A 12,962-nucleotide genomic window follows, 5' to 3' on the forward strand; every position below is an offset into this window, starting at 1 on the left:
CCTAGTTAATCCCTAAATCTCCAGGCCAAGCTGAGCCTTCACCGCAGCGGCCCAACCGCCTGGGGCCAGGGCCGGGGCGACGGGCCAACCTCGTTCGGCTAGTTGAGGATGGGGGCCAGCGGTTCCAGGCAGAATGATCGGGTGATCCACCGCTGCCAGCATGGGGATGTCGTTGGGGCTGTTGCCAAGGCCCACGGTGACCAGGGGGTCATTGGGATGGGCGGTTTGGTAGAGGGCCGTTAGGTGTCGCACGGCTTCCCCTTTGCCTGCTCCGCCGCCGATCAGATGGGAGAAGCGATCCCCCAGCACGACCCGAAAGCCCATGGCCTCGACAGCGGCTTGGAGATCCTCGGCGGACAAGTTCTTGGGGGTCATAAAGGGTTCACTAAAGTCCCTGGCTTTGGCCTGTTTCGCGGATTCGGGAGACAATCCCGTGATCTGCACCACTTGGTCAACGCTCCAATCGCCAAAGCCCTTGAGGGGACGGCCCAGATCCTGGGCAATGGCCTTCAGCCCCGCCCGCGCCGTCACATAGTTGCACCCTAGGGCGATGACGCGATAGTCGCCGTCGTCTTCCCCCTCCGGCAGGTCAAAGGGCAGTCCTGTTCTAGGGAGATAAATGGCGCTACCGTTTTCCACCACAAAGGGATCCCGCAGGCCCAAATCCTGCCGCAGATGATCGACCTCAGCACGGGTTTTGCTGGTCACCGGGATGACGGGAATCCCCCGTTCCGCTAGGGTAGCTAACACAGGCCGAGCCGCCTGGTAGTCGTAGGTTTCCCCATTGAGGAGGGTGCCGTCGAGGTCGGTAAAAATCAGGTAAGACATGGCTTTGGCCCGGTTGATACCCGTTTATTGTCTTTTAATTTTGGCCTTTAATAAAAGAAGTCCATCAAAGCCGTCTCTTCCATTCCCTTCCCGGCCAGCCCATGACCTCCCTTGCCCCCTCCCCTGTGCGCCCCGCCACCGACTCCAACCCGCTCACCCTGGCCATTGTGGGGGATGTCCATGATCAATGGAGCGACGCCGATGCCGTGGCGCTGCATCGGTTAGCGGTCGATTTGGTGCTGTTTGTAGGGGATTTTGGCAACGAGGTGGTGGATGTGGTGCGTCAGGTGGCTGCGCTGGATCTGCCCAAAGCGGTGATTTTGGGCAACCACGATGCCTGGTATACCGCCACCCCTTGGGGCCGCAAAAAATGCCCCTACAACCGCCAGCACGAGGATTGGGTGGCCCAGCAGTTGCAGGACTTGGGCGACTGCCATGTGGGCTATGGCCATGTGGATTTGCCCCAGTTTGGCCTTTCGGTGGTAGGGGGACGGCCCTTTAGCTGGGGGGGATCAGATTGGACGAACGCCCCCTTCTACGCCGAACGCTACGGGGTGCAACACTTTCAGGATTCCATTGAGCGGATTTGTCAGGCGGTGGATGCGACCCGCTACGATAATCTAATTTTCATCGGCCACTGCGGCCCCAAGGGCTTGGGGGATGCGCCCGAAGATCCCTGTGGGCGAGACTGGAAACCCCTCGGCGGCGACTTTGGCGATCCTGATCTGGCCGCGGCTATTGCCTACGCTAAGGATCGCGGCAAGGCGGTGCCCCTGGTCGCCTTTGGCCACATGCACCATACCCTGCGCCACCGCAAGGATCACCTGCGCCGCCAAACCCACAGCGATGGCTCCACCCTGTACCTCAATGCCGCTAGGGTGCCCCGCTGGCGACAGCAGCATGGCCAAACCCAGCGCCATTTCGCCCTGGTTACCCTTCAGACCAACCAGGTGATTCGTGCCCGCCAAGTGTGGGTCGATGATCAGCAGGGGCTGGTGGAGGCCATCGAGGTTCAGGCCATGGACAGTCGAGAGCCGCTGGCATTGCCCTTGGCTATCAGTTCCCAGTCCACCCTACGGTAAGGCAAACTCTAGCGGTATACTCAAGCCATAGGTATCCCCATATCCGCCCATGCAATATCTGGCGAAGGTGCAAAAAAAAGCATTCCTTGGCGGGGCCGAATTGGCACTGCTGGCGGTGCGCACCTCCGAAGCCACCTGGGAACGGATCGCGACCGAGCGCTTGGTCGAAACCACCCGCGTGTTGGCCTTCCAGGAAGGAGCCCTGGTGTTGGTGGAACTGGATGGCTTGAATCAGGTGGGCACCGTTGAAGATGCTACCCCTTGGGTGCTTGATTTGGTGGATCACTACCTCAGCTATGGGGTGACCCCCGAAGCCCTAGAGCAGGAAATTGAACGGGCCGAACGGTGGCGACAGTCTCTTACCCTGAAAAGCCAAGAGGTAGACCGACGCGCCCTAGAAACCGCCGCCCGCCGCGATGAAATTCAAGAGTTGGAACGCAACCTAAAGCAGGAGCGGGAAGAACTGGAGCAGCGCTGGGATGCCCTTAAACAAAAGGAAGCGGACATGACCCAGGCGGCGGTGGCTGGGGAGGAGGATGAGGGATTTTCGGAGACTTTACGGTAGCTTTAAGATTGCGCTTTAGCGAAGCCTAGGCCACTTGCAATCCTGTGGTCAGGGCGGAGATCACCATATCGCATACCTCGACGTGGGTGGTGCCTTCACTGCGCAGGGCAATGGCGATCAGGTCGTCGAGAACATCGTGGCCATCCACCTGCCCGCTGAGGATAATCACCCCGCCCCGCTGTTTGATGCTGACCTTGGCGGCATCGATTCGACCTAGGCGATCTTTAAATTCAGCCTGGATGCGCTTAGCGAGACCATCGTGATCATACTCCCCCTGTAAGCCCACCCGCTCTGGAGGAATGGTGGTGAGCTGAGCCGGATGGCCTGGGATGGAGCCCCCTCCATAGCACACTCCGCGCACAAGGTGACCGACGATACGCAACGATTTCAACCCCTGATCCATGGCCAGCCTTCCCATAACACTGAAGCCTTCATCAATCAACACAATACGCACAGAACGACTTAAGTTTCGTGATACCGATCACAACATTCACGGTATAACCACTGATGCTTGGTAGATGTCTTGTCAGGATTATACGCGCAATTATGAAAATTATGTAAAGATTTCCTGCAACGATGCCATCTGCCCCATCCTACGGGAGGCCATCGTTGCCTCGGGTGCGCTTGGCCTAGCGGCGGATGGGGATCTTGTCTGGGCGGCCTTGCTCCAACCTGTATTCGTTGATGAGCTGGATGGTTTTTTGGCGCATCGCTAGGTGCTTTTCCACCCCCTCGTAGGCATAGCGGTCAAAGCCGCCTTGGTCAATCAACTGTTTTAGGTAGTTAATCCGATCCCTAGGGTTGGGGTGGGAGGAAAACCAGGTGACGCCCCGGTTGCCATAGGTTTCCTCCAGGGTGGCCATTAGATTATGGAGACCATCAGCAGCATAGTGGCCCGTGGACAGCAGTTTTGTGCCCAAAATATCGGACTGCCGTTCCATGTCGCGGGAATATCCGGCCACAATCAGGTTGGCGGTGAGGTTGGCCACCTCTGGAATCGGGATGAAGGCGGCGAGACTGGCGGTGAGGTTGCCCTGGGTCACCATTTGGAAGCCGTGGGACAGCACCGCATGGGAAATTTCGTGGCCCAGCAGTCCGGCCAGTTCGGCTTCGGAGTAGCTGTTGGTGATCGCTCCGGCATTGATGAAGATTTTGCCCCCCGGCAACGCAAAGGCGTTCAGGCTGTCGTCCATGACCACCTCAAAGGTGTAGTTAAACTCGTCCCGTCCGGCTAGGGCCGCTAGCTTGTGGCCAATGTCGTTGACGTAGTTGCGTACCTCCGGGTCGGTGACGATGGGCAACTGTCGTTTCACCTGATCGGCGACCTGTTGACCGAGGGCGCTTTCCCCCTGCATCAGCAAAATGCCAGAATTGATGGCGGTGAATGGCCCAAACAGCCCCCCTGTGAGGAAATAGCTGGCGGCTCCGGTAATGATATTGCCCACTAAATTGCGGGTGAGGTTAGCGTTCACCTGTCCCCGAAAACGGTTGAAATTGTCCTGGGCCAGTTGCTCCATGGCAGCGGCGTCGGGGTGGTCTGGGTTGAGCAAGGCAAACTGATTGGCGGTGATAGCGGCCTCAATCCACTGTTCCTGGGCCATCTGAAGCTGAATTTCCGCCCTCAGCACATCGGGATGATAGGGAAACCGCAGCGCCACCGCCTCCAACAACTGCCGCGCCTCATCCATGCGTTCCTGCTGAATGAGGTAGCGCACGTATAGCGATTGGGCGGGCAAAAATTCAGGATAGTCCTTCACCAAGAGTTCCAGGGGCACCAACACCCGGTTTGGAAACCCAGACTCTAAGCCAGCCTGGGCCTCTCGCCAATAGACCCGACCCGCTGCGGGCAGTTCCTCCGGGTCGGTGATGGGGATAATGGCTGTGCCGCTGGTCATTTCCGCCAACCACTTCGCCTCCTTGGCCTGTCGATAGAGGACATCCGCCGCCGCCCGATCTCCCGCTAAAAGATGGCGATCCGCCTCCATGAGTAACTGGCTGCGCTTGACCTGATCGGGGGACAGCCCTCGCAACAAACCCGCCATCGCCGCCGAAGGTTCCGACCCTGGGGTGTCTTCTGGGGTGTCTTCTGGGGTGGTGACCTCTAGTTCTGGTTCTGCGACCGATCCCGTGACTTCGCTGGGGTTGGCCTCTAGATCGGTGGCCAATCCCCAGCCGTTGTCGGCATCCTCCCCAGTCCCTAGGACTGGGGGGAACTCCTCGATGGGGGGAGCCCCGTATTCAGCAGTGGACAGTGGCGTCGTGGACAGTGGCGTCGCAGGCGGTGGCGTTGCGGACGGTGGCGTTGCGGATGGTGGCGTTGCGGACGGTGGCGTTGTAGGTTCGACCATCACCGGGAACTCGATGACCACCGGAGGATCGGCTCCCCCCGGTTCGACCGCCCAAACCGGACGGGTTAGGCCATGGGCCAAGCTCCCCACCATGGCTATACTATAGGCGGCCAGGGCGAGGGCCAAAAAGCGTTGAGCAGTTTTGCGTACCACAGCAGATTCTCCCGACATGAGCCTTAAACAAAAAAGCCCCTCGTTCCTATGTCGTTGAATTGGGCCATTGGGTTCCAAACACATCGTAGCGATTTCGGCCTTTGGCCTTGGCGGCATAGAGGGCAATATCCGCCTGGTGCATGAGTTGTTCCCAGGGTTCGGTGGGGGTGGGGGTCTGGGTCGCAAGGCCAAAGCTGAGGGTGACAAAGGGCTGATGGGCTTGGGCTCCGTGGGGGAGGGCTAGCTTTTGCAGGGTTTGACGGATGGTCTCAACCACCTGAAGGGCACCAGCGGTCTCGGTGTTGGGCAGCACGAGGGCAAATTCTTCGCCCCCATAGCGGGCCGCCAGATCGGTGGATCGCCGCACAGAGGTTTTTATTGATCGGTCAATGGCGCTGAGGACTTGATCTCCGGCGGCGTGGCCGTAGGTGTCGTTGTAGGCTTTGAAGTGGTCTACGTCGATCAGCACGACGCTGAGGGGGTGTCCTAGGCGGGCCAAGCGATACCACTCCTGCCGCAGATATTCATCGAGCCAGCGACGGTTGGCCAGTTGCGTGAGGGCATCGGTGCGGGCGAGGCGGTTGAGTTCTTGGTTAGCCTGGGCCAGTTGGCCATAGAGTTCGGCCTGGTGGATAGCGATGGCCAGTTAGAATAACCTAGTAAAAATCATGGACTAGAGATTCGGAACTTTGAGATCACCATACGGCTTAAAAATATGGTCAAGATATTGGGGAATATGGCCATAATCGGGCGGTGATCATTCCTAGGCTTCTCTGCCGATAGAGCACAAGGACATCGCGCCCCAGATCTAGGACTCGCCATAACGCAGGATTTCGCTAGAGTGGAATCGCCCTCGCTGTTGTTTCCCCCTCGTTTGCCGATGGCCAAAGCCACCCGCCCCCCCAAAGCGTCTCACGCCGTGCCTCCGTCCCCACCAGAGGGAGCAAAACGGTCGGGCAAAAAAATGACGGGCAAAAAACGGTCAGGCAAAAATAGCGCAGGTAAACCGGGGGCGGGCACCCCAACCGCAGCGACGGCTCCAGAAACCCTCGACCCCAAACAAGCCCGCCGAGAAGAACGGGCCAGACAGCGCCAGATTAAAAAAGAACGGCAAGCGCTCATTAGCTACCTCTCGACGATCCTATTCGCGGCAGGGGTGGTAGGGGTGCTGGCCGCCCTCGTGGCAGGGCCAAAGGTGGGGTTAGCGGCCCCGGCGGCTATGGTCACCATGGCCATGGCCTATCGCTATCCCCGGCAGGCTATCTATGCCTTCATTTTCTATGTCCCATTCGGGGGCACAGTGGTCTATGCCCTGGGCGGCAGCGGCATTTTGCAACTGGCTAAGGATGCCATCTTTTTCCCGGCCCTACTGGGGGTCATACAGTTTTGCCGCAAAACCCGACAACCCCTCATTATTCCTCCCGCCATCAAGGGGCCGTTGATTGTCCTGCTCGCGTTGTGTGGTTTAACCCTGCTGGTGGTCAACGGCAGTCAACAACTCTCCGCCTCTGGCGAAATTCCGATCCTCATTGGCGTTCTGGGGCTCAAGGTGCTACTGGGCTATGTGCTGCTGATTCCCTGCATTTACTACTTGCTGAGGGATCGCCAGGATGTGTATTGGCTGCTGCGGGCGCAGGTGGTGGTGATTTTAATCTGCTGTTTATTAGGGTTCGCCCAGTTTTTAATGCTGAAGACAGGTCGGTGTCAAGGCACCGTGGGGGAAGGGGCCGAGCTTTTCAGAGCCTCCCTAGAGGCCCGCTGCCTAGTCGGTGGATCGCTACTCTATGCCCCCTCCCAAGGACAAATTCGGCTGCCGGGTACCTTCAATGCACCTTGGCAATGGGGCTGGTTTCTCATTTCCAGTAGTTTCTTCGCCTTTGGCACCGCCTTTAGCGACCGATCTCCGGTTTGGCGCATCATGGGCCTACTAAGCCTAGCCGCCGTAGGGGTCATGGCGGTGGTGTCGGGCCAGCGGATTGCCCTTGCTCTGGTGCCCACCACCATCCTAGGGTTGCTCATTCTCACTGGCCAAGTAGCCAACCTCAAGCGCTTTCTGCCCGTGGGTCTGGGCTTGGTCTTTTTGATCGGCGTTTTTATGGTTCAAAATCCAGAGGTCGTTAACGAACGTGTGACCAGCTTTCAGAATCGCTGGGCCGCCTCTCCGCCCCAAGCATTCATCATGCAGCAATTTCAATGGGCACAACGACAACAGGAAGGCTTTTTGGGTCGAGGGGTAGGCCGTGCCACCAACGCCGCCCGCATCTTTGGCCAAACAGAACTGGTGGAAACCTACCATCCCAAACTGCTCTACGAAATTGGCCCCCTTGGCCTACTGGCCACCCTGGCGCTATACCTCACCCTAACCACCGCCACTTTCAAAGCCTACCGATCCATCCAAGACCCTAGCCTCAGGGGCTATGGGGCGGCCATGTGGGTATTTGTGCTGTTTATCAGCATTTTTCCTTACTACTATCCCCTCGATGTGGATCCGGTGAACGTCTACTACTGGTTGGCGGCGGGCATTGTGCTCAAACTGCCCGAAATTGACCGCCGTGAGCGCCTCCAGCAGCAGTTAGACACTGTTCAGCGTCCTCTGACCAAACGAGAACAAAAGCAACTCAAGCAGCAAGACACCGTCGTGTTTGAGTGATGCGCCCCTACCCCCCAGGCCCAATCATCACAAAGGCCCGACTCTCAAAAAAGAATCGGGCCGTGATTTGGTGGCGGGGCATGGATTTGAACCATGGACCTTCGGGTTATGAGCCCGACGAGCTACCAGACTGCTCTACCCCGCGTCGGTCTATCTAGTATAGCGATAAATCTTTAGAGTCAACAGAAATTTTGAATGTTTTTGGTCCCATTCCACCCGAAGATCCCCCAGAAACTGACGACACCCCCTGGGAGCTACCACCATCGATGATTCCTTGGCGCTGATGGTGGATGAGTCCACTGGGGCCGTCCTAATCAACAATGCCCAAGTGATCACAGCGGACATCATGGCCAGTGATGGGGTCATTCACGCCGTTGATCAAGCGTTCCTTCCCCCTGATCTAGCCCAGTAGTCAAGGACTGCTCACTACCACGATTAACCTCACTCTCTAACTAGCCCCCATAGTTGTGGGGGTATTCTCATTTATTAATCCCGGCTTAACCTGCCTTTATTGTTAAATGGGTCAGGGTTTGGTAATATTCCTAATGACAATAGCTCTCAAAAGTATTGCGCTTTCTAGAGCCATTGTTTAAGCAGCGTCAATCAAGCTTTGTAGCTTGGTCTTTAACCACGTTGCCCCAACAACTAGCCTTTTTAAAAGGTGTGAGGAGAGATAACCGAATGTCTAAACTACTGTGGAAAGCCTTGTTAGCGGCTCCCGCTGCGGGTGTTGCCTTCGCCGTTTCCAGCGTGGCCGTGGCCGCTGAGACGGCCCCTAACCTGAGCCTAACCGTGCAGGCTGAGCCCGTGCAACTGGCTCAGATCACCAGCGTCTCTGAACTCACCGATGTATCCCCCTCCGACTGGGCCTTCCAAGCACTGCAAAGCCTGGTTGACAACTATGGCTGTATTCAGGGCTACCCGGATCGCACCTTCCGTGGTAGCCGTGCACTGACCCGCTTCGAGTTTGCCGCTGGTCTGAACGCCTGTTTGGACGTGATGGCAGTGCTGATTTCCCAGTCTGGCATCCCCCCCGAAGAACTGGCCGCCATCCGTCGTCTGCAAGAAGAGTTCCAGGCTGAACTGGCCACCCTGCGCGGTCGTGTAGATGCTCTGGAAGCGGAAACCGCGACCCTGCGTGCCCAACAGTTCTCTACCACCACCAAACTGCGTGGTCAAGCCGATGGCACCCTCATCGCTCCCTTCAACAGCGTCAACACGGCTCCTATTGGCGGCGTTGAAGATAGCTTCAGCTTTGAAGGTCGGGCTCGTTTGAACTTTGATTCCAGCTTCACCGGACAGGATCGCCTGCGAATTCGTCTTCAAGCTGGCAGTGGTAACCGCGCCCTAAGAGCCTGGAATGGCTTGGCTAACAGCGGTGGCGCTGACTATGACGTCACCGTTGACGACTTTTTCTATCGTTTCCCTGTCGGCAATCGTGTCACCGCCACCTTGTCCGCTCGCGGTCTGCAAGGCGGTGACTGGGTGACCAGCACCATCGTTCCCTTTGATGGCCCTGCTGTTGCCGATGCTAGCGGCCCGCTGTTCTACGATGCGGGTGGTATCAGCTCCAATGCCGTGGGTGGTGGTGTCAACATCGCCTTCACCGATAGCGTTGTGCTCGATCTGGGCTACAGCTCTGCCTACGGCAATGCGGGTAACCCTGCGGTGGGTGTCTTTGACTCTACGACTCCCCAAAGCGTTATTGCTCAGTTGAACTTCGTTCCTGAAGGTCCCTTCAACGCCGCAATCGTCTACATGCTGAACAACCGCTCCTCCACCTTCGCCCTCAACAACACGGGCCTGGCTGCACCGGGCGGAAAGACCAATACCTACGCCGGTCTGGTTAGCCTTGATTTTGGTCGCTTCTTTGTGGCTGGTCATGGAGCTTACCAAGATTTTCAGGGGGGTAGCGACTTTAGCTGGACTGCTGGCGCTGGCCTAAATGACCTCTTCTTGGAAGGGTCTCAACTTGGGGTCTATGGCGGTCAACTGCCTCAGTTGGCTCGCTATCGCGAAAATCCCTGGATCATTGAAGGCTACTATGAAATTCCCTTCAATCAGTTCGTGACCTTGACCCCTGCTGTGGTTGCGGGCGATGCTGGCGTTGCGGGTGCCCCTGACAGCCGTGGCATCTGGGGTGTGATCCGCACCACCTTCCGTTTCTAATGAGCAGCAACTCTGTTTAGTTCGCTTTGAGGTCTAGGGAGAATCATTGATTGCTCCCTAGACCATGACATCAACCAGCCCTTGTCTCCTACGGGTGGCAAGGGTAACGTCAAAGCCTGATCTGGCAACCCTTACAGGAATTTAGACTCAACCCTCTCCCACTCAGGAACTTCTCGATCTTCGGAACGTCCTAAGCGTATACCTCGATGGCGACTAGATTTTTAGTCTGGTCGATACGGGGGATATCTGCTAAATTGGTCGTGATGCATCTCCAATCCTACCCTTACAGGGCTGGCTTCGGAGGTTTGCTACGATGCGCTACCAGCGATGGAATTCCATCTGTTCCCTGGATTGCTGAACAACTAGCCTTTTTAATAAGGTGTGAGGAGAGATAACCGAATGTCTAAACTACTGTGGAAAGCCTTGTTAGCCGCCCCTGCTGCGGGTGCTGCTTTTGCTGTTTCTAGCGTTGCCGTTGCCGCTGAGACGACCCCTAACCTGAACCTAAGCGTCCAGGCTGAGCCCATTCAACTGGCTCAGATCACCAGCGTTTCCGAATTGACCGATGTGTCCCCGTCTGACTGGGCCTTCCAGGCGCTACAAAGCCTGGTTGACAACTATGGCTGTATTCAGGGCTACCCGGATCGCACCTTTCGTGGCAGCCGTGCGCTGACCCGCTTCGAGTTTGCCGCTGGTCTGAACGCCTGTTTGGACGTGATGGCAGTGCTGATTTCCCAGTCTGGCATCCCCCCCGAAGAACTGGCCGCCATCCGTCGTCTGCAAGAAGAGTTCCAGGCTGAACTGGCCACCCTGCGCGGTCGTGTGGATGCCCTGGAAGCGGAAACCGCTACCCTGCGCGCCCAGCAGTTCTCCACCACTACCAAACTGCGTGGTCAAGCCGATGGCACCCTCATCGCTCCCTTCAACAGCCTCAATACGACTCCTATTGGCGGCGTTGAAGATAGCTTTAGCTTTGAAGGTCGGGCTCGCCTGAACTTTGACTCCAGCTTCACCGGAAGCGACCGCCTGCGAATTCGTCTTCAAGCTGGTAGCGGAAACCCCGCCCTGGCGGCCTTTGGTAGCTTGGCTAACAGCGGCGGCGGTGCCTATGACGTTACCGTTGACGACTTTTACTACAGCGTCCCTGTTGGTAGTCGCGTTGACGTGACCCTAGCGGCTCGCGGTATGCAAGGCGATGACTGGGTGACCAGCACCATCGTTCCCTTTGATGGCCCCGGTGTCGCTGATGCCAGTGGCCCTCAGTTCTATGATGCGGGTGGGATCAGCTCCAATGCCGTGGGTGGCGGTGTCAACGTTGCCTTCAGCGATAGCATTGTGCTGGATTTGGGCTATAGCTCTGCCTATGGCAATGCCGGAAACCCTGCGGTGGGTGTCTTTGATTCTGCCACTCCCCAAAACGTTATTGCTCAGTTGAACTTCGTTCCTGAAGGTCCCTTCAACGCCGCAATCGTCTACATGCTGAACAACCGCTCCTCCACCTTCGCCCTCAACAACACGGGCCTGGCTGCACCGGGCGGAAAGACCAATACCTACGCCGGCCTGGTGAGCTTTGACTTTGGTCGCTTCTTTGTGGCTGGTCATGGGGCTTACCAAGACTTCCAGGGTGGGAACGACTTTAGCTGGACCGCTGGTGCTGGCCTCAATGACCTCTTCCTGGAGGGGTCTCAGCTCGGTGTGTATGGCGGTCAACTGCCCCAGTTGGCTGGCTATCGCCAAAACCCCTGGATGATTGAGGGTTACTACGAAATCCCCTTCAACCAGTTCGTGACCTTGACCCCTGCGGTGGTTGCAGGTGACGCTGGCGTTGCGGGTGCTCCTGATAGCCGTGGCATCTGGGGTGTTATCCGTACCACCTTCCGCTTCTAGGGTTATCCCTCTCTAAGCGGATATCACGATAGATCGAAAGCCTCGTCTTTATGGCGAGGCTTTTTTGTGGATTCATCGATTGGTTAACCATGCATATTGAAACTGAGTTGGTTCACAGCGGCAGGGGCATCGACCCGTCTACAGGTGCCCTAGTAGCCCCCATTCACCTATCCACCACCTTTGAGCGGGGGGAAGATGGGTCCTATCCCCAGGGCTATGTCTATGGCCGTAGTGGCAACCCTAATCGTCAGGATCTTGAAACGGCGTTGGCAGGGTTAGAGGCGGGCTGTGAGGCGGCTGTCTTTGGTTCGGGCTCTGCTGCGACGTTTACGCTCCTGCAAGCGCTAAGGGCGGGCGATCATGTGGTGGCCCCTCAAAATGTGTATTTTGGGGTGCAGGAAATGCTAGCCAAAATCCTGGCTCCTTGGGGGTTGCAATACACCCTGGTGGACACCACGGATGTGGCCGCAGTGGAGACGGCTATCCGGTCAAACACTCGCCTGATTTTGATTGAGACCCCTTCCAATCCCCAACTGGCGATTACCGATATTCAGACCGTTGCACACCTGGCCCATCAGGCGAATGCCTATCTGGCTTGCGACAACACAATTCCATCGCCTGTGCTACAACGGCCTCTGGATCATGGAGCAGACTTTGTTATTCATGCCACGACCAAATACCTGGCGGGGCACAGCGATGTGATTGGCGGCGCGGTGATTACCAAAGATCCGAATCCGCTGTTTGCCCAACTACAGCTGATTCAAGGCATTGGCGGAGCGGTACCCTCGCCCTTTGATTGTTGGCTGACTCTACGGGGGCTACAAACCCTGGCGGTGCGCGTTAAGGCCCAGAGTCAGTCAGCCTTGGCGATAGCCCAATGGCTGCAAACCCATCCCGCCATTGATCGCGTTCTCTATCCAGGGCTGACGGATCATCCCGGCTATGAGATAGCCCAGCGACAAATGATTGGGGCCTACGGCGGGCTCCTCTCGATTTTGGTGGGCGGTGGTCAAACAGCAGCCCTGGCGATGACGACGAAAACCCAGCTTTTTACCCGTGCCACCAGTTTTGGTGGCCCCCACAGCACCCTAGAACATCGCGCCTCGATTGAGGCTCCGGGCACCGGAACGCCCGATAACCTGCTGCGCCTATCCATTGGCCTAGAACATCCGCAGGATTTAATCGCAGACTTAGAGCAGGCGCTAGGGCACCGCTGAGATCCCCCCTCCCCCGGTTACCGATCCGGTCGTCCCGTCGCTATACTGTCCAATGGCTTGTTT

The 12,962-nt window shown here is 57.4% G+C and carries 10 protein-coding genes and 1 tRNA gene; 6 read left to right on the forward strand and 5 right to left on the reverse strand.

The features are described 5' to 3' along the window. Window positions 1-12: 12 nt before the first annotated feature. Entirely contained in the window at window positions 13-828 is an 816-nt protein-coding gene (locus tag H6G62_RS11135) for an HAD-IIB family hydrolase (RefSeq protein WP_190495067.1), read from the reverse strand. Window positions 829-929: 101 nt separating this feature from the next. Between H6G62_RS11135 and H6G62_RS11140 the strand changes: the two genes are divergently transcribed. After that, a complete protein-coding gene (locus tag H6G62_RS11140; protein ID WP_190495068.1) occupies window positions 930-1,910 on the forward strand; it encodes a TIGR04168 family protein in 981 nt (326 codons plus the stop codon). A 49-nt stretch (window positions 1,911-1,959) separates the two neighbouring features. Beyond that, window positions 1,960-2,475, forward strand: coding sequence for a hypothetical protein (locus H6G62_RS11145; protein WP_190495070.1), 516 nt, complete (start codon window positions 1,960-1,962; stop codon window positions 2,473-2,475). Window positions 2,476-2,500: 25 nt separating this feature from the next. Here the strand turns inward: H6G62_RS11145 and H6G62_RS11150 are convergent, their stop codons facing one another. The 3 genes from H6G62_RS11150 to H6G62_RS11160 all read right to left on the reverse strand — a co-directional run bounded on the left by H6G62_RS11150 (window position 2,501) and on the right by H6G62_RS11160 (window position 5,622). Then, window positions 2,501-2,866, reverse strand: a complete 366-nt coding sequence (locus tag H6G62_RS11150; protein ID WP_190495122.1) for a phospholipid-binding protein — start codon at window positions 2,864-2,866, stop codon at window positions 2,501-2,503. A 238-nt stretch (window positions 2,867-3,104) separates the two neighbouring features. Then, window positions 3,105-4,976 carry a M48 family metalloprotease gene (locus H6G62_RS28580; RefSeq protein ID WP_199324905.1) on the reverse strand — a complete coding sequence of 624 codons (1,872 nt, stop codon included), beginning with the start codon at window positions 4,974-4,976 and terminating at the stop codon, window positions 3,105-3,107. 46 nt (window positions 4,977-5,022) lie between these two features. After that, window positions 5,023-5,622: a diguanylate cyclase gene (locus tag H6G62_RS11160; RefSeq protein WP_190495107.1), complete on the reverse strand. Its 600-nt coding sequence runs from the start codon at window positions 5,620-5,622 to the stop codon at window positions 5,023-5,025. A 195-nt stretch (window positions 5,623-5,817) separates the two neighbouring features. On the opposite strand from H6G62_RS11160, the gene hpsL reads away from it, so the two are divergent. Next, window positions 5,818-7,626, forward strand: coding sequence for a hormogonium polysaccharide biosynthesis protein HpsL (gene hpsL, locus H6G62_RS11165; protein ID WP_199324906.1), 1,809 nt, complete (start codon window positions 5,818-5,820; stop codon window positions 7,624-7,626). A gap of 68 nt (window positions 7,627-7,694) precedes the next feature. Here hpsL and H6G62_RS11170 read toward each other — a convergent pair. Beyond that, window positions 7,695-7,771 (reverse strand) — tRNA-Met (locus H6G62_RS11170). Between the two features lie 536 nt (window positions 7,772-8,307). Here H6G62_RS11170 and H6G62_RS11180 point away from each other — a divergent pair. From H6G62_RS11180 to H6G62_RS11190, 3 genes are all read left to right on the forward strand, one after another. Then, complete coding sequence (locus H6G62_RS11180; protein WP_190495074.1) at window positions 8,308-9,795, forward strand: iron uptake porin; 1,488 nt, start codon at window positions 8,308-8,310, stop codon at window positions 9,793-9,795. Window positions 9,796-10,194: 399 nt separating this feature from the next. After that, window positions 10,195-11,682: an iron uptake porin gene (locus tag H6G62_RS11185; RefSeq protein WP_190495076.1), complete on the forward strand. Its 1,488-nt coding sequence runs from the start codon at window positions 10,195-10,197 to the stop codon at window positions 11,680-11,682. Between the two features lie 89 nt (window positions 11,683-11,771). Continuing rightward, window positions 11,772-12,899 (forward strand): aminotransferase class I/II-fold pyridoxal phosphate-dependent enzyme, encoded by a 1,128-nt coding sequence (locus H6G62_RS11190; protein WP_190495078.1) that lies wholly within the window; start codon window positions 11,772-11,774, stop codon window positions 12,897-12,899. Window positions 12,900-12,962 lie beyond the last annotated feature (63 nt).

It is taken from the genome of Phormidium sp. FACHB-1136 (genome assembly GCF_014697375.1).
Lineage (GTDB): Bacteria > Cyanobacteriota > Cyanobacteriia > Phormidesmidales > Phormidesmidaceae > Nodosilinea.